General features: G+C 62.6%; 16 protein-coding genes and 1 riboswitch. Of the genes, 10 read left to right on the top strand and 6 right to left on the bottom strand.

Translation table 11 applies throughout. The annotated features are described in order from the left end of the window. Positions 1–14: 14 nt before the first annotated feature. The 3 genes from HX899_RS04545 to HX899_RS04535 all read right to left on the bottom strand — a co-directional run bounded on the left by HX899_RS04545 (position 15) and on the right by HX899_RS04535 (position 4,007). Positions 15–293: a hypothetical protein gene (locus HX899_RS04545; protein ID WP_171600604.1), complete on the bottom strand. Its 279-nt coding sequence runs from the start codon at positions 291–293 to the stop codon at positions 15–17. A gap of 79 nt (positions 294–372) precedes the next feature. Next, the gene (locus HX899_RS04540; RefSeq protein ID WP_171600603.1) at positions 373–2,757 is read right to left on the bottom strand and encodes a phosphoketolase; all 2,385 of its coding nucleotides are present in this window, start codon (positions 2,755–2,757) and stop codon (positions 373–375) included. A 71-nt stretch (positions 2,758–2,828) separates the two neighbouring features. Beyond that, positions 2,829–4,007: an acetate/propionate family kinase gene (locus HX899_RS04535; RefSeq protein ID WP_181291718.1), complete on the bottom strand. Its 1,179-nt coding sequence runs from the start codon at positions 4,005–4,007 to the stop codon at positions 2,829–2,831. A 292-nt stretch (positions 4,008–4,299) separates the two neighbouring features. Here HX899_RS04535 and HX899_RS04530 point away from each other — a divergent pair, with 292 nt between their 5' ends. Next, a complete protein-coding gene (locus HX899_RS04530) occupies positions 4,300–5,901 on the top strand; it encodes an inorganic phosphate transporter (RefSeq protein ID WP_171600602.1) in 1,602 nt (533 codons plus the stop codon). Positions 5,902–5,972: 71 nt separating this feature from the next. On the opposite strand, the gene HX899_RS04525 is transcribed toward HX899_RS04530, so the two are convergent. Beyond that, positions 5,973–7,544, bottom strand: coding sequence for a bifunctional diguanylate cyclase/phosphodiesterase (locus HX899_RS04525; RefSeq protein WP_181291717.1), 1,572 nt, complete (start codon positions 7,542–7,544; stop codon positions 5,973–5,975). 416 nt (positions 7,545–7,960) lie between these two features. Then, entirely contained in the window at positions 7,961–8,515 is a 555-nt protein-coding gene (locus tag HX899_RS04520) for a histidine phosphatase family protein (protein ID WP_181291716.1), read from the bottom strand. Positions 8,516–8,621: 106 nt separating this feature from the next. Further along, a riboswitch (cobalamin riboswitch) is annotated at positions 8,622–8,697 on the top strand. Between the two features lie 51 nt (positions 8,698–8,748). On the opposite strand from HX899_RS04520, the gene HX899_RS04515 reads away from it, so the two are divergent. Genes HX899_RS04515 through HX899_RS04505 form a run of 3 tightly spaced genes read left to right on the top strand, consistent with a single transcriptional unit; the run spans position 8,749 to position 10,415 of the window. Further along, positions 8,749–8,958: a CbtB domain-containing protein gene (locus HX899_RS04515; protein ID WP_003542661.1), complete on the top strand. Its 210-nt coding sequence runs from the start codon at positions 8,749–8,751 to the stop codon at positions 8,956–8,958. A gap of 26 nt (positions 8,959–8,984) precedes the next feature. Then, positions 8,985–9,731: a CbtA family protein gene (locus HX899_RS04510; RefSeq protein ID WP_138390886.1), complete on the top strand. Its 747-nt coding sequence runs from the start codon at positions 8,985–8,987 to the stop codon at positions 9,729–9,731. 51 nt (positions 9,732–9,782) lie between these two features. Continuing rightward, positions 9,783–10,415, top strand: coding sequence for a hypothetical protein (locus tag HX899_RS04505; protein WP_138390885.1), 633 nt, complete (start codon positions 9,783–9,785; stop codon positions 10,413–10,415). On the opposite strand, the gene HX899_RS04500 is transcribed toward HX899_RS04505, so the two are convergent. Continuing rightward, the gene (locus tag HX899_RS04500) at positions 10,400–11,062 is read right to left on the bottom strand and encodes a sulfite oxidase-like oxidoreductase (protein WP_181291715.1); all 663 of its coding nucleotides are present in this window, start codon (positions 11,060–11,062) and stop codon (positions 10,400–10,402) included. The two genes, HX899_RS04505 and HX899_RS04500, sit on opposite strands and share 16 nt — an antisense overlap. Positions 11,063–11,174: 112 nt before the next feature. Here HX899_RS04500 and HX899_RS04495 point away from each other — a divergent pair, with 112 nt between their 5' ends. The 6 genes from HX899_RS04495 (at position 11,175) to HX899_RS04470 (ending at position 19,168) form a co-directional block, all read left to right on the top strand. Next, complete coding sequence (locus tag HX899_RS04495; protein WP_281408831.1) at positions 11,175–13,049, top strand: sensor histidine kinase; 1,875 nt, start codon at positions 11,175–11,177, stop codon at positions 13,047–13,049. After that, positions 13,046–14,380 carry a sigma-54 dependent transcriptional regulator gene (locus HX899_RS04490; protein WP_017961950.1) on the top strand — a complete coding sequence of 445 codons (1,335 nt, stop codon included), beginning with the start codon at positions 13,046–13,048 and terminating at the stop codon, positions 14,378–14,380. Before HX899_RS04495 ends, HX899_RS04490 begins: the two co-directional genes overlap by 4 nt. A 229-nt stretch (positions 14,381–14,609) precedes the next feature. Beyond that, complete coding sequence (locus HX899_RS04485; protein ID WP_029872004.1) at positions 14,610–15,593, top strand: tripartite tricarboxylate transporter substrate-binding protein; 984 nt, start codon at positions 14,610–14,612, stop codon at positions 15,591–15,593. Between the two features lie 213 nt (positions 15,594–15,806). Then, entirely contained in the window at positions 15,807–16,268 is a 462-nt protein-coding gene (locus tag HX899_RS04480; protein WP_029872005.1) for a tripartite tricarboxylate transporter TctB family protein, read from the top strand. A 9-nt stretch (positions 16,269–16,277) separates the two neighbouring features. After that, the gene (locus HX899_RS04475) at positions 16,278–17,783 is read left to right on the top strand and encodes a tripartite tricarboxylate transporter permease (RefSeq protein WP_028742172.1); all 1,506 of its coding nucleotides are present in this window, start codon (positions 16,278–16,280) and stop codon (positions 17,781–17,783) included. 215 nt (positions 17,784–17,998) lie between these two features. Further along, a complete protein-coding gene (locus tag HX899_RS04470; RefSeq protein WP_181291713.1) occupies positions 17,999–19,168 on the top strand; it encodes a M20 aminoacylase family protein in 1,170 nt (389 codons plus the stop codon). The last annotated feature ends 66 nt before the right edge of the window (positions 19,169–19,234 follow it).

Here is a 19,234-nt window from a genome sequence, read left to right as displayed (position 1 = left end):
CAAGGTTTCCCGGTTTACCAGGCTTCGACGCCCTCTTCCGTGTTGCGGGCGCGTTCGCCGGCGCGGGTCTCGTATGCGTCTCGTTGCTCAGCTGATTTGACGGCATCGTCTGAGCCATCGCGCTGGGCTGCGGGCGTCATGTAGAAGGCGAGCGCCTTTTCCAGCCGGGCGGCGGTAAGCGTGGCAGCGAAACTTTTCATGTCGTTTCCTCGGTCGACGGCCTTGAAGCTTGCCCGAGACACATAGCCTACGATGCGGTCTTGCAGGAACAGTGCGCCGAGGGTTTTCACCAACTTTAGACTTTGCTTGACGATCGCTTCCGCCGGATGATCTCCGCCGACCAGTTCCGTGCGATTCCGTTTGGTTTTCGCTTCACGCCATCGGCCATGTCCAGTTCCGCACCTCCGGCATGTCCTCACCATATTCGCGGACATAGTCGTGATGTTCCGCAAGCTTGCCACGGAAGGCGGCGAGCGCTTCTCCTGCCTTTTCCTTCAGGCCCGGCACACGCTCGATCGCTTCGATGGCGAGGTGGAAGCGGTCGAGTTCGTTGAGGACGGTCATGTCGAAGGGGGTCGTCGTCGTGCCTTCCTCGATGAAGCCGCGGACGTGGATGTTGCGGTGGTTGGTGCGTTTATAGGTCAGGCGGTGGATGAGATAGGGATAGCCGTGATAGGCGAAAATGACAGGCTTGTCGGCGGTGAAGATCGCATCGAATGCCTCGTCGGTCAGGCCGTGCGGATGCTGATCCCTGGATTGCAGTGCCAGGAGATCGACGACGTTGACGGTGCGGATCTTCAGCTCGGGAATGGCCTTGCGCAGCAGATCGACCGCTGCAAGCATTTCCATGGTCGGCACGTCGCCGGCACAGGCCATGACGAGATCGGGCAAAATGGTGTCGTCCTCGTTGCTCGCCCAGCGCCAGATGCCGATGCCGGCCTCGCAATGTTTCACCGCCTCGTCCATCGATAACCATTGCGGCTCCGGTTGCTTGCCAGCGACGATGACATTGATGCGGTCATAGGTTCGCAGACAATGATCGCCGACCCAAAGCAGGGTGTTGGCATCCGGCGGCAGGTAGATGCGGACGATATCGGCCTTCTTATTGGCGACGAGGTCGACGAAGCCGGGATCCTGATGGCTGAAGCCGTTGTGGTCCTGACGCCAGACATGCGATGTCAGCAGGTAATTCAGCGACGAGATCGGCTTTCTCCACTCGAGTTCCCGCGTCACCTTCAGCCATTTGGCGTGCTGGTTGAACATGGAATCGATGATGTGGATGAAGGCCTCGTAGCAGGAGAACAGGCCGTGCCGGCCAGTCAGCAGGTAGCCTTCCAGCCAGCCCTGGCAGAGATGTTCGCTCAGCACCTCCATGACACGTCCATCTGGGGACAAGTGGACGTCGTAGGGTTCGATACGCTCCATCCAGACACGGTCGGTGACTTCGAAGACGCTGCCGAGACGGTTCGATTCTGTCTCGTCGGGGCCGAAGATACGGAAATTGGCAGCCTTCGCGTTGCGCTTCATCGTGTCGCGCAAGTAATGGCCGAGGATTTCCGTCGATTGCACCATGGCGCTGCCGCGCTTGCCGATATCGACCGCATAGTCGCGGATATCGGGAACATCGAGTTCCTTGCGCAGCAAGCCGCCATTGGCATGCGGATTGGCGCCCATGCGGCGCTCGCCGACGGGGGCTAGCGCCCGCAACTCGGGTTTCAGCCGGCCGTCGTTGCCAAAGAGGTCCTCCGGATCATAGCCACGCATCCAGTCCTCGAGGATCTTGCGATGCCCTTCATTCTCGCGGCAATTGGAGACCGGCACCTGGTGGGAGCGCCAGAAGCCTTCAACCTTCTTGCCATCGACTTCCTTCGGTCCCGTCCAGCCCTTCGGGCTGCGCAGCACGATCATCGGCCAGCGCGGGCAGATATCGGGTGCCTTGCCCTTGCGGGCTTCCTCCTGGATTTCGCGAATGCGATCGAAGACCCTGTCGAAGGTTGCGGCCATCTGCTGGTGCATGTCGCGCGGCTCGTGACCCTCGACGAAGAAGGGCTCGTAGCCGTAGCCTTCAAAGAGGCTCTGCAAATCCTCGTGACTGGCGCGGCCAAGAATGGTCGGATTGGCGATCTTGTAGCCGTTCAGATGCAGGATCGGCAGCACGGCGCCATCGCGGGCAGGGTTCAGAAACTTGTTGGAATGCCAGCTCGCAGCCAGTGGCCCGGTTTCGGCTTCGCCGTCGCCGATGACGCAGGCGACGATCAGATCGGGATTGTCGAAGGCGGCGCCATAGGCATGGACGAGGGCATAGCCGAGTTCGCCGCCCTCGTGGATCGAGCCCGGCGTTTCGGGTGCCGCGTGGCTCGGAATGCCGCCGGGGAAAGAGAATTGTCGGAAAAGCTTGCGCATGCCTTCGGCATCCTCGGAGATATCGGGATAGATCTCGCTGTAGATGCCTTCGAGATAGGTGTTGGCGACCATGCCCGGCCCGCCATGGCCGGGGCCGCACATGTAGATGATATCGAGGTCGCGAGCGCGGATGAGACGGTTCAGATGCGCATAGATGAAGTTGAGGCCGGGTGTCGTGCCCCAATGGCCGAGCAGGCGGGGTTTGATGTGCTCTGGTTTCAGCGGCTCGCGCAGCAGCGGATTGGCCAGCAGATAGATCTGGCCGATGGAGAGATAATTGGCGGCGCGCCAATAGCGGTCGATCAGGGTGAGTTCGGCATCGTTAAGGGCGGCGGTCGAGACATGCTTTTCCATGGGTTTCTCCCGTTCGAAAACGTCTTCAACGTCAATTCTACCGGCTGCTGCCGGCAAGCTGTTGATCTGGATCAGCCACTGCCAAGAACGGACAGCGCCTCCTCGGCGATGATCTGCTCCTCATCGGTGGCGATGACATGGGCGGCGATGCGGCTTTCCCTGGTGCTGATCGTAAAGTCATTGGCAGCATTGACCTTTTCGTCGATTGCAAAGCCAAGCCAGCATAGCCGTTTAGCCACGCCTGCGCGGATCTCCGGCTGATGCTCGCCGATGCCGGCGGTGAAGACGATGGCGTCAAGGCCACCAAGCGTCGCCGCCATGCGGCCGATTTCGCCGGCAACGCGCAGGGTGAAGAGGTCGATCGCCAGGCGCGCCTCCGGCCGTCCGTCCTTCAGCAGGTCGCGCGTATCGGCGCTGATGCCGGAGACGCCGAGCAGGCCGCAACGGTGATAGAGCAAGTCCTCGATCTCCTCGAAGGATTGTTTCCTCTGACGGGCCAGATGCAGGATGATGCCGGGATCGAGCCAGCCCGGGCGCGTCGCCATCGGGATGCCGTCGAGCGTCGAAAAGCCCATGCTGCAATCGCGGCTGATGCCGTCATCCAGCGCACAGAGGCTGGCGCCGCTGCCGAGATGGGCGACAACCACCTTTGCCGTGCGCGGCGCCTTGCGGCGAAGCTCTCCGGCGATGAATTTATAGGACAGGCCGTGGAAGCCGTAGCGCTTGATGCCCTCGTCATGCAGCGCGCGGGGAATGGCGAAGCGGCGAACGAGATCGTCCTGCGTGGCGTGAAAAGCCGTGTCGAAGGAGGCCGTCTGGGCAAGATGCGGTTTCAGATGCCGGAGGGCGCGGATGAAACGCAGCGCCTGCGGCTGGTGCAGGGGCGCAAGCGGGGTCAGCGCATCGACGGCATCGATTGCGGCGGCGTCGAGGGCGATCGGCCTGGTGAAGCGGTCGCCGCCATGGACGACACGGTGGCCGGCAGCACGCGTCGCTGTCATGTCGAAGTGATCGGCGAGACGCGCGAAGGTCTCATCGATGACGCCGTGCAGGTCTTCCGTCACCTCGGCCTTCAACGGCATCTCGACTATCTGCAGCCCTTTCGTCAGGCCGAGCGACAGCGGTTCGGCGCGGAAATCGATCACGCCTTTGCCGATGCGTCGTGCCTCGGCGCCATCTATCGCGAAGATGCCGATCTTAACGGTCGAAGAACCGGTGTTGAAGGTCAGCAGCAGGTCGGTCGATGACATGTCGTCTAAGACTCCGCGCGGGTGTGAGATGACCGAACTTAGCGTCGGAGTCCCAGGCGGGAAGGATTTATTCGCTCGGGGCGCGATTTTGTCACTGCGCAGCCAGTCATCTTGTGCGGCTGGGATTGTGACGCGTCATCCTTCGTGAAGGCGACGGTACCAAGCGCTTCACCGTCAATATCGTCCGACATCAGTGGCTTACGGGGCGGGCCGGGTGGGGCGTCATGAGAGCTTCACGCTGCGGAATTATTAACAAAAGGCAAATTTGCAAAACGGAACAAGGAACTATGCCATGGCCGATATTGCCCCCAGCCAGGTTCATAGCGACGCTTCCCACCCGCTCCACAGTTCGAATTCGGCCAGCAAGTGGTTCTTGCCGCTGTTTGCGCTCGTTCTGGTTTGTGGCCTTGGATATGTCGCCTATGCACTCGCCCGCGACCTGACAACTGCAGTTGCCGTTCCCTGGATTCTCCTAGGCCTTGCGCTGCTCATCGCGCTCGGCTTCGAGTTCGTCAACGGTTTTCATGATACGGCCAATGCCGTCGCCACCGTGATCTACACCCGTTCCATGCCGGCGGAATTCGCCGTCATCTGGTCCGGCTTCTTCAACTTCCTCGGCGTACTGACCTCGAGCGGCGCCGTCGCCTTCGGCATCCTGGCGCTGCTGCCGGTGGAACTGATCCTGCAGGTCGGTTCCGGCTCCGGCCTTGCCATGGTCTTCGCGCTGCTGATTGCCGCGATCGTCTGGAACCTCGGCACCTGGTATCTCGGCCTGCCATCGTCGAGTTCGCACACGCTGGTCGGCTCGATCATCGGCGTCGGCCTTGCCAACCAGTTCCTGGCGCCGGCAGGCACCGCGACCAGCGGCGTCGACTGGTCGCAGGCGACCAATATCGGTCTGTCGCTTTTGATCTCGCCGCTGATCGGCTTCGGTCTTTCCGCTGTTCTCCTGCTGGTCATGAAGTTTTTGGTGCGCAACAAGGCGCTCTATGCGGAGCCGAAGGGCAACCAGCCGCCGCCGCTCTGGATCCGCGCCATCCTGATCTTCACCTGCACCGGCGTCAGCTTCGCCCACGGCTCCAACGACGGCCAGAAGGGCATGGGCCTCATCATGCTCATCCTGATCGGCCTGGTGCCGACGGCTTTCGCGCTGAACCGCACGCCCGATGTCAACTATCTCGAAGCCTACAAGTCGGCATCGGCCCAGGTGGAAACCGCGCTCGGCAAATATGTGAAGCCTGGCGTGACGGTTGCGGACTACAAGGCCGAGGTCAGCAACGCCGTCAAGAACAAGACCTGGACGGATGCGACGACGCTGGCTCTGCAGCAATATATCCACCAGACCAGTGCTGAGGTCGCCGGCTTCCCGACGCTCGAAGCAGTACCGACCAATCTCGTCGGCAACGTCCGAAACGACATCTACCTGATCGGCGAGGCGCTGAAGCTGATCGACAAGCAGAAGCTGCTGCCGATGGATGCCGGTGACCTTAGCGCGGTGACGAACTACCACAAGGCGGTCGACAATGCGACGAAGTTCATCCCGCTCTGGGTGAAGGTGGCGGTCGCAATCGCGCTCGGCCTCGGCACGATGGTGGGCTGGAAGCGCATCGTCGTCACTGTCGGCGAAAAGATCGGCAAGACGCATCTGACCTATGGTCAGGGCGCGGCAGCCGAAGTCGTGGCGATGGTCACCATCGCTTCGGCCGACCATCTCGGTCTGCCGGTCTCGACCACGCATGTGCTGTCATCAGGCGTGGCCGGCACCATGGCGGCGAACAGCTCCGGCCTGCAATGGTCGACCGTGCGCAACATGCTGATGGCCTGGGTGCTGACGTTGCCGGCCTCGATTGCGATCGCCTTCGTGCTGTTCGTGATCATGCGCCAGGTTTTTTAGAGAAAATTCCCGGCAAAGCGCGAAGCGGTTTTGCCGGGAATTGCGTCAAAACAAAAGATTAGAGCATACCGTCAGGCCGTGGAGGCCAGACTGGCATTGCGATCGCTGATGAAGATGCCCGCCTCGGCGGCGGGCATCGCCTTGCCGAAGAGATAACCCTGGCCGATGTCGCAGCCAAGCTGCAGCAGGGAGGCGAGCTGGCCGTGCTCCTCGATGCCTTCGGCCGTCGTCTTGATGTTGAGGCTCCTGCCGAGGCCGAGCATGGCGCGGACGATCTTCTCCTGGCGCTCGTCGTCGCGATAGGTGGCGATGAAGCTTTTGTCGATCTTGATCTTGTCGAAACGATAGCGGGCGAGCTGGGCGAGGCTCGAATAACCCGTGCCGAAATCGTCGAGCGCGATCTGGATGCCGGCGGCGTGCAGCTCGTCGAGAATAAGCGCGGCGATGGCGGGATCCTGGATCAGCGCGTTTTCGGTGATCTCCACTTCCAGACGCTGCGGCGGCAGCCGGCTTGCCGAAAGAACCTTGAGAATGCGCGACGTCAACAATTTGTCTTCCATCTGCACCGGCGAGACGTTGAAGGACAACATCACATGCTCTGGCCAGGTGAGGGCGTCGCTGCAGGCCTGGGTGAGAAGGTCCTCGAACAATGCGGTGATCATGCCGGTTTCCTCGGCAATATCGATGAAGACCGGCGGCGGAATGTTGACGCCGTCGTCGCCGATCCAACGCGCTAAGGCCTCGAAGCCGCAGAGCTGGCCGGTCTTCAGGTCGATCAGCGGCTGATAGAAGGGCTTGATCGCCTTGTTGGAGATTGCGGCGCGCAGCCTGGTTTCCAGCGCGGCGCGTTCCGTTACCTTGTCCTGCATCGAAGGTTCGAAGACCAGGTAGTGGTTAGGCCCACGTGATTTCGCCTCGTACATGGCGAGGTCGGCACGGTGGGCGGCATCTTCCAGCGGCTCGGCTCCCTCCGCCCAGCGGTCATAGCCGACGCTGGCGCCGACTTCGACGGCAAAGCCATCGATATGGATCGGCCGGGTGACGGCCTGGATCAGCAGTTTGGCAAAACGCTCCTCGCGCTGCGCCGTCAGGGCGAAGGCGACGATGATGAATTCGTCGCCGCCGAAGCGATAGACGCAATCGGCATTGCCGAGCGCGCAGATGCGTCTGGCAACCTCGATCAACAGGATGTCGCCGCCCTTGTGACCGACGAGGTCATTGACCTTCTTGAAGCCGTCGAGGTCAACGGAGAAGATGGTGACGTTGCGGTCCCACTCCTCGATCTCGGCCTCGTCGTCCTTGATCGGCCGGGAGAGGATCTTGCGCTCGAAGGCGTATCGGTTCGGCAGCTTGGTCAGATGGTCGTGGGTTGCGGTCCAATCGGCTTTTGCCTGGGCGGCGGCGCGCAGGTCCATTTCCTTACGCAGGTCGGCGATGCGCAGCACCGAATAGACGAAGCTCATGGCGCCGGCGATGCCGAGCGCCAGAACGAGCTTGTCGGCGCCGTACTCGCCGAAACCAGTCATGAAGGCGACCAGACTGTCGTCGAGCTGTAGCAGCGTGCCGAGGAGCCAGAGCGTTACCCCAAATCCGACAATCGACACACATTGCCTTCCGGCCCTGCTTTGGAAAAACACCGGCATTATGCCTTCTCCATCTCCACCCTCGCGGAAATATCACGAAAGTCTGAAATGTTTGTTGAAACCAGAAGGCGAATTATCGGAGGCGGCAGCCTGTTGCTGTGCCGCAGAGAGACCCGACAGGGCTTGTGGGGAACCACGGCGTCGATGCGGGAAAAAACGAAGGCGAGCGTGCTAATGCATCGCTCGCCCTTTCTCGTGCTTCAGGCGGTGACGATCAGCAGCGGGACGCTGACGATGAGACCGACCAGAACCGTGACTGTGGCGACACGCATGAAACGCAGGCGCCGCGTGCGCTCGCCACTCCAATCATATGTCATTCTTCCATCTCCTTGGGACAAGGAAGTAGTCCCCGCAAAGCCGGGTTCAACAGAGATGACGCGATTTGCTTGTGCAAAGCTGGATAAGATCAGCAGTCTCTAATGCTGGAAGCGCAGAGACCAGCGCTGTCCGTTGCTGGTCATGCGGATGACGGAAAGCGGCTCCACGTCGCTCAACCAGAAGGAGGAGAGGGGCGCCTGCAGCACATGCACGATCGCGACCCGGATGACAGCCGCGTGGCTGACGGCAATGACATGGCCGCCGAGGACGGTCTGGCCATCCATCCAGCCGGCGATGCGCTTGCGCAGATCAAGAAGACTCTCGCCGCCATGCGGGGCCGCTTCTGGATCGCTCATCCACTCCATGAGGTTCTCCGGCTCTTCGGTTCCGATCGCCGCGATTGACCTGCCGGCCCAGCGGCCATGGTCGCAGTCGCAAAGCGCCTGATCTACCCGGGCTTCGAGGCGGAGCGCGTCAGCAGTCTGGCGGGCGCGCAAGACGGGGCTCGTGGCAATACGGTCGGCGCGGGGCGGGGCGATCATCCTGCCGGCTTCCTCCACTGCCTTGTCCTCCAGCGGTTCGTCGAGCGGGAACAGGGCCTTGCGGCTTGCTGCCGTCGCGCCATGGCAGATCCAGGTGAGGCGCGTGTTCACGGTCGTTCTTGTCTCCCGGAATGCGGCGACAGCGTCCTTCGCCGGCTTGTGAAGTTTCGTTGACAGTCTCTTCGGCGTGCAGATATAACCGTGCTGTTGCGGGTTTGGAAGCCGGTGTAAGTCCGGCGCGGTCGCGCCACTGTGACCAGCGTGTCGAAAGCTCTTCGCGCTGGAAGTCAGACCCTACTGCACAAGCACTCTTTCGACTGAACGCGTCATTCCCGGAGGAATACATGTCTGACACCACTTTCGCGCCCGTAGCAGTACCGGCGCCGATCCCTGTAGGAGAGATCCTGCCCTGGGCGATCTTCGGCGGCCTGCTGATGCTCATCGTCCTCTATTTCGTCGGCACCGAGGAAGGCGCGATGGCGCTGTTCAACGGCATGTATGTGCACGAATTCGTGCATGACGGCCGCCATCTCCTCGGCTTTCCCTGCCACTAAAGCGCTTCGCGATCGGAGTTCCTGACATGGTTGGAAACCTTCTGCTTCGCGGCATGCTCGCGGGCCTGATTGCCGGTATCCTCGTTTTCGCTTTTGCCCATACCTTCGGCGAGCCGATGGTCGATGCTGCGATCGCCTTCGAGGAGGCGAGCGCCCAGGCGGCCGGCGAAGCTGCCGAACCTGAAATCGTCAGCCGCGCCACGCAGGCCGGTCTCGGCCTTTTCACCGGCGTCATGGCCTACAGCGTCGCCGTCGGCGGGCTCTTCGCGCTCGCCTTCGCCTTCGTGCATGGTCGCTTCAGCCGCCTTTCGGCGCGCGGCACCTCGGCCGTCATCGCCATTGCCGCCTTCGTGGCGGTCGTGCTTGTTCCCAGCATCAAATATCCCGCCACTCCGCCGGCGGTCGGCAATCCCGACACGATCGGCGTCAGGACCGAACTGTTCTTCCTGATGATCGTCGTGTCGCTTGCCGCACTCATTGCCGCGGTGGCGCTGTCACGTCGTGTCTCCGAGCGCTTCGGTCCCTGGAACGGCGCGACTATCGCCGGCATCGCCTATCTCGTCTTCATCGGCCTCGTGCTCTCTCTGCTGCCGCCGATCAACGAGGTGCCGGAGAACTTTTCGGCGATGGTGCTCTGGGGCTTCCGCACGACCTCGCTCGGCATGCATGCGATCCTCTGGGCAACGCTCGGCCTCGCCTTCGGGGCGCTGGCGGAAAAGCGGCTTGCCGTTAAGGGCGGGCAACGTGGCCGACCGGCAACGGCATTTCACTGAACGCATTGAAGGGCGCCGCTTTTGCCGGCGCCCTGAACTTCTCGGGCGATTATGAAAAACGACAGAGCCAGACCACTGCTGCTGACGGCGTTTTCTGCCGCCGCGTTTTTTTGTGTGGTCGCCGGAAGCGCTTTTGCCCATAGCCGCGGCGACGGCGGCAGCCATGCCGGGCTGAATATCCCGCAAATCTCCCATGGCGAGATGGCTGTCATATCTGACTATCGCGGTCGGATCATCGATCTTGCATCCCGCGCCGTCGATACGAACGAGCCGTTCCGGCGCGTGCTGAACTATGCCGCGATCCAGTATTCCTACTGTCTGTGGGGCCGGATGCCGGGCAGCGTGACGGATGAGGAAAGCCCGTTCAACGAATGCGCCCATGCTTATCTCGCCGCGACCAAGGCCGTCTTGCTTTCGATGCGCGAGATGCCGCGGGAGGCTGCTGCGGCGGATGAAATCATTTCTGCGGTCGACGCCGACATGGTGCGGCGCGGGCTTGCGCTGATCAGCTGCCGCTTCAGCGGCGAAGCCTTCAACACGGCCGATATCGTCAAGCCGCGCTGGAGCGGGATCCCGTTTCATGCCGCCAGCATGGCGTCGCTGACGGGGCTTGCCTCTTTGTTCGGCTTTGGCGTGTTTGCGCTTCGCCGTTTCTCGCGGCCGAAAGCTCAATCGTCGGAATAGCGCTGCTCGCGCCACGGATCGCCATAGATGTGGTAGCCGTTCTTTTCCCAGAAGCCGGCCTCGTCGGCAGGCATCAGCTCGATGCGGCGCAGCCATTTGGCGCTTTTCCAGAAATAGAGATGCGGCACGACGAGGCGCATCGGGCCGCCATGCTCCGGCGTCAGCGGTAGGCCTTCCCAGGCGGTGGCGAGGATCGCATCCTCGGCGGCGAAATCGGCGAGCGGCAGGTTCGTGGTATAGCCGTCGTAGCTCGTCAGCATGACGTAAGCTGCTTCCGGCTGCGGCATGGCGAGGTCAAGCAGATCGCGCGTCGAAACGCCCTTCCATCTGTTGTCGTAGCGCGACCAGGTGGTGACGCAGTGGATATCGCTGACCTTGGTGCTCTGTTCGATCGCCTGGAAGTCGGCCCAGGTGAGGGTGAGCGTCGTTTCGACGAGGCCGCGCACCTCGAGCCGCCAGGTCTCGGTCGAGATGACAGGCTGCTGGCCGAGATCGAGCACCGGCCAGTTCTTGACAAGGTGCTGGCCGGGCGGCAGGCGCTCGGCTTCCGGACGGCTGATGCGGCCGGTCAGGAACTTGCCCTCTGCCGCCCAGCGACGCTTGGATGTGGTGAGTTTGCTATCGGCGGGCGTCTGGTCGTCGCTCATAGGCGGGATCTCCTTGCGATGCAGCAATAGGACATCCGCCCCTACCGGGTGTCAAGTTTCAGCAGCCCCTTGGAAATCGCGGCCGGCCTCATTAGACTTGGCGCCGTCGGGTATGCCTCGCTGGGGAGCGGAGGCAGAAAGGGAGGAGCTGGATCTGTCTTCGAGATATCGTGCGATAGCGGCGTTGCTCGTCGTGCCGCTCATCATTTTCGCCTTCTTCACCTATGGGAGCGCGATTGCGACGCGCGCCTATATGGAGGAAGCCTCGGCGCAGGCGGGGACGGCGCTGCGCCTTGCCGTTTCGGCACTCAGCGGCCATCTCAACCGCTACGAGGCGCTGCCGGCGCTGATCGCCGATCACGACGACATCAAGGAACTGGTGAGCGCGCCTGAAGATGCGGCGCTGCGCGATGCGGCCAATCTCTATCTCAAGGAGATCAATGGGCTGCTGAAATCCTCCGATATCTATGTGGTCAAGCCGGATGGAGAGACGATCGCGGCCAGCAACTACGATGGGCCTGCAAGCTTCGTCGGACAGAATTTCAGCTACAGGCCCTATTTCCAGGATGCGATCGAAGGCCGGCAGGCACGGTTTTACGCGCTCGGCACCACCTCGCTGAAGCGCGGCTATTATTTTGCCGCACCGATCCGAACCGACGCGGATATTCGTGGCGTCATCGTCTTCAAGGTCGATATCGACATGATCGAATCCTCCTGGGGCGGCGGCGAATACAAGATTTTCGTCTCCGATCCGGAGGGCATCATCTTCATGTCCGGCAGCCCGGAATGGCTCTATGGCGCGATCCTGCCGCTGACGGCCGACCGCGTCGCCCGCACCGAGGCGTCGCGGCGTTATGCCAATGCCAGGCTGGCGGCGCTGCCGGTGACGCGCCACCACTTCGAGCAGCATGAGCTGATGACGCTGGCCGGCGAGCGCGGTTCGAGCGAATATCTGGTGCTCTCGCATTACATGCCGGCCGAGGACTGGACGGTGAACGTGCTGATGGAGACGAGTTCCATCCGTGCCCAGGCACGCACGGCGCTTGCGGCAGTCTTTCTCTTCCTCTGCATCGCCGGGCTCGCGGTCGCGGTTCTGCGCCAGAGGCGGGCGCGGCTTGCCGAGCGCATGCAGATGCAAGCCGAAGCCCGCAACGAGCTGGAGCGGCGCGTCGAGGAGCGCACAGCCGATCTTGCCCGCGTCAACAGCCGCATCGAAGAAGAAATCGCCGAAAGGCGGCTGACCGAGCAACAGCTCCGACAGACGCAGGCCGATCTGATCCAGGCGGGCAAGCTTGCCGGGCTGGGGCAGATGTCGGCTGCCCTTTCGCACGAGTTCAACCAGCCGCTCGCCGCCGCCAAGACCTATACGGACAGCGCCTCGGTTCTCATCGACCGTGGGCGGACGGAGGAGGCGCGGGACAATATCCGGCGGATCGGCGGGCTGATCGACCGTATGGCTGCGATCAGCCGGCACCTGCGCAACTTCGCCCGCAAGCCGAACGAGAAGCTCGGTCCCGTTTCCCTCGACGAGGCGATGCGCGATACGCTCGAGATCATTGCCTGGCGGCTGAAGGCGGCAGATGCCGAACTGCTGCTCGATCTCGGGCCGCGTCCGCCGGTGGTACGCGCCGGTTCGGTGCGTCTGCAGCAGGTGCTGGTGAACGTGATCTCGAATGCGGCCGATGCGGTGGAAGGGCTGAATGATCGGCGCATCGAGGTTTCGGCCTTCGAGGACGCCGGCAAGGTGGTGCTGGCTGTGCGGGACCATGGACCGGGCGTGCCGGCGGCGATCGCCGAGCGTATCTTCGATCCCTTCTTCACGACGAAGGGCGTCGGCAAGGGGCTCGGCCTTGGGCTTTCGATCTCCTACAACATCATCAAGGATTTCGGCGGCAGCCTTACTGCTGCCAATCATCCCGAAGGAGGCGCAGTGTTCCGCATCGAGCTGCAGTCGGCGGCAGGTCTGATGCCGGAGGCAGCGGAATGAACGATGCAAAGATCCTGCTGGTTGACGACGAGGAGGAACTGCGCCGTTCGACGGCGCAGGCGCTGGAGCTCTCCGGCTTCAGTGTCGAGACCTATTCGAATGGCGACCACGTGCTGGAGCTGATCGGCTACAGCTTTCCCGGCGTCGTCGTCAGCGATATCCGCATGCCCGGCATGGACGGGATGACGCTGATGCAGAAGATCCGCGAACTCGACCCGGAGGTACCAGTCATTCTCGTCACCGGCCACGGCGACGTTCAGCTTGCGGTGAAGGCGATGCGCGAAGGGGCCTATGATTTCATCGAGAAGCCGTTCACGCCGGAGATGCTCGCCGGCGTCATCCGCCGGGCGATGGAGCGGCGCGGCCTGGTGCTCGAAAACCGGCTGCTGAAAGCGGTCGCCGGCAAGCGCGACGATATCGAGGCGCGGCTGCCGGGGCGCACGCAGGTGATGGTGGATCTGCGCTACCGCATCCGGGCGATCGGGGCGAGCGATGCCGATACGCTCATTGTCGGCGAGACCGGGGCCGGCAAAGAGGTGGTGGCGCGGGCGCTCCACGACATCAGCGCCCGGGCGAGCCGGCCGTTCATCGCGATCAATTGTGCCGCACTGCCGGCAAACCTGATCGAGAGCGAGCTTTTCGGCCATGAGGTGGGGGCCTTTCCGGGCGCGGTGAGGCCGCGTTATGGAAAATTCGAACATGGGCGCGGCGGCACGATCCTGCTCGACGAGATCGGCTCCATGCCCTTCGACCTGCAGGCGAAGTTCCTGCGGGTGCTGCAGGAGCGGGTGATCTCGAGGCTTGGTTCGAACGAGGTGGTGGCGCTCGACGTGCGCTTCATCGCGACAAGCAAGGTCGATCTGGAGGCGGAGGTGGCGGCGGGGCGCTTCCGCGCCGACCTCTTCTATCGGCTGAATGTCGCGACGCTGCACGTGCCGTCGCTGTCGCAGCGGCGGGCGGATGTTCCGCTGCTTTTCCTGCAGCTGGTGCGGGAGGCGGCGGCCCGCTACGGCCGCGACGAGATGGCCGTGCCGCCAGACGTGATTTCCGACATTGCTCAGCGCGACTGGCCCGGCAATGTGCGTGAACTGAGGAACGCCGCCGACCGTCTGGTCCTCGGTCTCGACAATGGCGGTCGGCAAGCCGAGGAGGCGACCGGGCTTGCGGAGCGCGTCGCCGAATTCGAGCGCGGGGTCATTGCCAGCGCGCTGGTGGCGCATGGCGGCAGCCTCAGGCCGGTCTATGAGTCGCTCGGTATTTCCCGGAAGACCCTCTACGAAAAGATGCAGAAATACGGTCTCGACAAGCGGATGCTGACCACCGAAAGCTAGCTGGGAGCTGGGGCGGCGCTGCAATCTCGCGGTGCGATGGGTGGATTTCCACCCACCGCCAGAGCCGTTTGTTTCCAAATCGACCCATGCTGCATCGCACTGTCGTAAAATCGTCTTTCGAAAGCGCATGCAATGATTGCGGGTCGATTTTTCCAGGCGGCAAATAGGTTATCCGAACCGGCGCGGAGGATGTGTCGGCGGGCTTGCTTATTTCATCAGGGAGGAAACGATGAAAATTCTGAAGGCCATGCTCGGCCTGACCGCGGCTGCCGCGGTCTCTCTTCTCGCCGGCGCCGCTTCGGCGCAGACCTATCCCGAGCGCACCATCACCATGGTCGTGCCCTTTGCGGCCGGCGGCCCGACGGATACCGTCGCGCGCCTGGTCGCCGAATCCATGTCGAAGGATCTCGGCCAGCAGATCGTCGTCGAAAATGTCGGCGGCGCCGGCGGCACGCTCGGCGCTGGCCGCGTGGCGAATGCCGATCCCGACGGTTACACCATCCTGCTGCACCATATCGGCATGGCCACCAGCGCCACGCTCTACCGCAAGCTCGCCTATGACACGCTTGGCGCCTTCGACTATGTCGGCCTCGTCACCGAGGTGCCGATGACGATTGTAGCCCGCAAGGACATGGAGCCGGCCGACCTCAAGGGGCTGATCGATTATATCAAGGCCAACAAGGACAAGGTGACGGTCGCCAATGCCGGCATCGGTGCGGCTTCGCATCTCTGCGGCATGATGTTCATGAGCGCTATCCAGACGCCGCTGACGACCGTTCCCTACAAGGGCACCGGCCCTGCCATGACCGATCTGCTCGGCGGTCAGGTCGACGTCATGTGCGACCAGACGACCAACACGACGAAGCAGATCCAGGGCGGCACGATCAAGGCCTATGCCGTGACCTCGCCCAAACGGCTTGACGTGATGAAGGACATTCCGACGGCCGTCGAAGCCGGTCTGCCGGGTTTTGAAGTCGGCATCTGGCACGGCATCTATACGCCGAAGGGCACGCCGGCTGAGATCAACGAACGCCTGTCGAAGTCGCTGCAGGTGGCGCTGAAGGATGCGAATGTCGGCGCCCGCTTCGCCGAACTCGGCACGGCGCCATCCTCCGACGCCGATGCGACGCCGGCTGCGCTGAAGGCCAAGCTCGAAAGCGAGATTGCCCGCTGGAAAACGGTGATCGAGGCCGCTGGCGAATATGCCGACTGAGGATTATCCTCGTCAGGACATGCCGGATAAGCCCCCTCACCCTAACCCTCTCCCCGCTTGCGGGGAGAGGGGACTTGCGTCACTCAACGGCGGCAAGGGGCGAAGGGCTTGCAGCACTTTCCCTTCTCCCCGCATGCGGGGAGAAGGTGCCGGCAGGCGGATGAGGGCAATCGCAGCAGCAGTGCGTCACGAACCATCTCCCCAGGAGACACCATGAAATCCATCAGTTTCGATACCACCAATGCGATTTGCGGCGCGCTTTTCGTCGCGACCGGCGCTTTCTTCGCCATCCAGTCGCTGGGGCTCGACCTCGGCACGACGGTGCGCATGGGGCCTGGTTATTTCCCGCTGGTGCTTGCCGGTGTGCTCGTGCTTCTCGGCGCGATCATCTTCATTCAGGCGCTGCGGGTCGAGGGCGAGCCGATCGACCCGTTTGCCTGGCGCGGCATGCTCTTCATCCTGCCGGCGCCGGTGTTCTTCGGGCTGACGGTGCGCGGGCTCGGCTTCGCGCCGTCACTGTTCCTCACCGCCTTCATCGCCTGCTTCGCATCGCAAAAGATGAACGTGTTCCTCGCGATCGTGCTGTCGTTGCTGCTGACCATCTTTTCGGTCGGGGTCTTCAGCTACGGGCTCGGGCTGCCGTTCGAGCGCTTCGGCCCCTGGGTCCGGTTCTAGGAGACGATGATGGATCTTTTCAGCAATCTCGCGCTCGGTTTTGCAACAGCCGGCACTCCGGAAAACCTGCTCTTCTGCTTGATCGGCGTGCTGCTCGGCACGCTGATCGGCGTGCTGCCAGGCATCGGCGCCACGGCGACGATCGCCATGCTCTTGCCGATCACCTTCCAGCTTGAGCCGGTTTCCTCGCTGATCATGCTCGCCGGCATCTATTACGGCGCGCAGTACGGCGGCTCGACGACGGCGATCCTGATCAACATGCCGGGCGAATCCTCCTCGGCCGTGACCGCGATCGACGGCTACCAGATGGCCCGCAAGGGCCGGGCCGGCGCAGCGCTTGCGATCGCGGCACTGGGTTCGTTCTTTGCCGGCACGGTCTCGACCTTCCTCGTCGCGATCTTCGCACCGCCGCTGACCGCAATCGCGCTGCAATTCGGCTCGGCGGAATATTTCTCGCTGATGATCGTCGGCCTCGTCTCCTCGATCGCACTCGCGCATGGCTCAGTCGTCAAGGCGTTGGCCATGGTGGCGCTCGGGCTGCTGCTTGGCCTCGTCGGCACCGACATCTACACCGGCACGCCACGCTTCACGCTCGGCATCCGTGAATATGCGGACGGGCTGAACTTCGTGGCGCTTGCCGTCGGCGTGTTCGGCGTGGCGGAAATCCTGCGCAACCTCGAGGGCGAGTCGACACGCACGGTGCTGATGGCCAAGGTCACCGGCCTTTTGCCGTCCCGCCAGGAATTCAAGGAGATGATCGCGCCGGTCATTCGCGGTACGGCAATCGGTTCGGCGCTCGGCATCCTGCCGGGTGGTGGCGCCATTCTCGCGGCCTTCGCCTCCTATACGGTGGAAAAGCGGATGTCGAAGACGCCGGAGGAATTCGGCAAGGGCGCGATCGCCGGCGTTGCGGGACCGGAATCGGCGAACAATGCCGGCGCGCAGACTTCGTTCATTCCGCTCTTGACGCTCGGCATTCCGGCCAATCCGGTCATGGCGCTGATGGTCGGGGCGATGATCATCCAGGGCATCGTACCCGGTCCGAACGTCGCCACCGAGCAGCCGGCGCTGTTCTGGGGTATCATCGCCTCGATGTGGATCGGCAACCTGATGCTGGTCATCCTTAACCTGCCGCTGATCGGGCTCTGGGTGAAGCTCTTGACCGTGCCTTACTACGTGCTCTTCCCCATCATCATGGCCTTTTGCTCGATCGGGGTCTACAGCGTCAACGCCAACGTCTACGATCTCTACGCCGTCGCCTTCTTCGGGCTCATCGGCTATGTGCTGGCGAAGCTTCGCTGTGAGCCGGCGCCGCTTCTGCTCGGCTTCGTGCTCGGGCCATTGCTCGAAGAAAACCTCCGGCGCGCCATGATCCTGTCGCGTGGCGATCCGACCACCTTCGTTACGCGGCCGATCAGCGCCATTCTTCTGGCCATTGCGGTCGCCGTCCTCATTGTCGTCTTCCTGCCGAGCGTCAAGAAGAAGCGTGAGGAGGTGTTCGTCGAGGAGGGCTAGAGTATGATGCCGAAAAGTGTGAGCGGTTTTCGGACGACATCATGCTCTAACTATATAATGTAGAATAGGATTCAGATTTTAGGCCGGCCTAAAATCATCCTGTTCTGGGGGTTGAACTTACTGCCTGGTTGATGAACAAGAGATAATCTGACGCGGGCGCCGGTTGGGCGCCCGTTTCGCTTGACAGGATCTCCAGGCCCCAGGAGCATTGCGCGATGAGCATTCCCGCCCGGATCAAGGACGATCTGCCGTTTCTGACCTCCCTGCGCCGCGACCTGCACGCCCATCCCGAACTCGGTTTCGAGGAGGAGCGCACCGGCGGCATCGTCGCGAGGCTTCTCGAGGAAGCCGGCATCACGGTGCATCGCGGTCTCGGCGGCACCGGCGTGGTCGGCACGCTGCAGCTCGGCAACGGCACACGCAGGATCGGGCTGCGGGCCGACATGGATGCGCTCGCCATGCCTGAAATGGCGGAGCGGCCTTATAAATCGACCGCGCCGGGAAAAATGCATGCCTGCGGCCATGACGGCCATACGGCGATGCTGCTTGGCGCCGCGCGGCATCTTGCGGCAACGCAGGATTTTTCCGGCACGGTGCATTTCATCTTCCAGCCGGCCGAGGAAGGTCGAGGCGGAGCAAGGCGCATGGTCGAGGAGGGGCTGTTCAAGCTTTTCCCCTGCGATGCCGTTTATGGGCTGCATAACATGCCTGGGCTTGCGGTCGATGAGATCGCCGTGGTCGAGGGGCCGCAGCTTGCCTCCTCCGACAGCTGGCGCATGACCTTCCGTGGGACCGGCACGCACGGCGCCAAGCCGCATCTCGGCCGCGATCCGATCACGGCGGCGGGGACCTTCCTGTCATCGCTGCAGACGATCGTCGGGCGGGTGGTCGATCCGCTGCAGCCGGCCGTCGTCAGCGCCTGTTTCCTGCAGGCGGGCGACTCGAAGGCTCTGAACGTCATTCCTGATATCGTCGAGATCGGTGGGACGGCGCGAGCCTATTCGCCGGAAGTGCGCAACCAGTTGGAAACCGAGATCGGACGATTGGCGCATGGCACTGCGGCCATGTACGGCATCGCTGTAGACTATGCATTCGAGCGGCGGATTCCGCCTGTCATCAATGACGCGGATGCGACCGCACGGGCGCTGGCAGCGGCCGGCTCAGTCTTCGGCGGGAAGGTGCAGACAAGCTTTCCGCCGTCGACGGCAGGCGACGATTTCGCCTTCTTCGCCCAGAATGCGCCGGGCTGCTATGTCTGGCTCGGCAACGGTCCGGCGGTGGATGGAGCGCTGCATCACAACACGGCCTACGATTTCAACGATGAAGCGCTGGGATATGGGGCAGCCTATTGGGCGGCGCTGGTCGAGCGAGAATTGAAGGTTTGATTATCTGCTGCCTAATTGCCTAAATCGGAATCGGTCTTAGGAATTAGGCAGCAGTTCAAATTGTTA

The sequence above is a fragment of the Rhizobium sp. WYCCWR 11146 genome (assembly GCF_013591995.1).
Taxonomy (GTDB): domain Bacteria; phylum Pseudomonadota; class Alphaproteobacteria; order Rhizobiales; family Rhizobiaceae; genus Rhizobium; species Rhizobium indicum.
This window is presented reverse-complemented; position numbering and strand designations above follow the sequence as displayed.

Excerpts from the sequence above, each read along its gene's own strand:
- HX899_RS04500 (WP_181291715.1), bottom strand. The coding sequence starts at position 11,062 with ATGAGCGACGACCAGACGCCCGCCGATAGCAAACTCACCACATCCAAG.
- HX899_RS04495 (WP_281408831.1), top strand. The coding sequence starts at position 11,175 with ATGCCTCGCTGGGGAGCGGAGGCAGAAAGGGAGGAGCTGGATCTGTCT.
- HX899_RS04535 (WP_181291718.1), bottom strand. The coding sequence starts at position 4,007 with ATGTCATCGACCGACCTGCTGCTGACCTTCAACACCGGTTCTTCGACC.
- HX899_RS04510 (WP_138390886.1), top strand. The coding sequence starts at position 8,985 with ATGGTTGGAAACCTTCTGCTTCGCGGCATGCTCGCGGGCCTGATTGCC.
- HX899_RS04525 (WP_181291717.1), bottom strand. The coding sequence starts at position 7,544 with ATGCCGGTGTTTTTCCAAAGCAGGGCCGGAAGGCAATGTGTGTCGATT.
- HX899_RS04470 (WP_181291713.1), top strand. The coding sequence starts at position 17,999 with ATGAGCATTCCCGCCCGGATCAAGGACGATCTGCCGTTTCTGACCTCC.
- HX899_RS04475 (WP_028742172.1), top strand. The coding sequence starts at position 16,278 with ATGGATCTTTTCAGCAATCTCGCGCTCGGTTTTGCAACAGCCGGCACT.
- HX899_RS04485 (WP_029872004.1), top strand. The coding sequence starts at position 14,610 with ATGAAAATTCTGAAGGCCATGCTCGGCCTGACCGCGGCTGCCGCGGTC.
- HX899_RS04530 (WP_171600602.1), top strand. The coding sequence starts at position 4,300 with ATGGCCGATATTGCCCCCAGCCAGGTTCATAGCGACGCTTCCCACCCG.
- HX899_RS04480 (WP_029872005.1), top strand. The coding sequence starts at position 15,807 with ATGAAATCCATCAGTTTCGATACCACCAATGCGATTTGCGGCGCGCTT.
- HX899_RS04490 (WP_017961950.1), top strand. The coding sequence starts at position 13,046 with ATGAACGATGCAAAGATCCTGCTGGTTGACGACGAGGAGGAACTGCGC.
- HX899_RS04540 (WP_171600603.1), bottom strand. The coding sequence starts at position 2,757 with ATGGAAAAGCATGTCTCGACCGCCGCCCTTAACGATGCCGAACTCACC.
- HX899_RS04505 (WP_138390885.1), top strand. The coding sequence starts at position 9,783 with ATGAAAAACGACAGAGCCAGACCACTGCTGCTGACGGCGTTTTCTGCC.
- HX899_RS04515 (WP_003542661.1), top strand. The coding sequence starts at position 8,749 with ATGTCTGACACCACTTTCGCGCCCGTAGCAGTACCGGCGCCGATCCCT.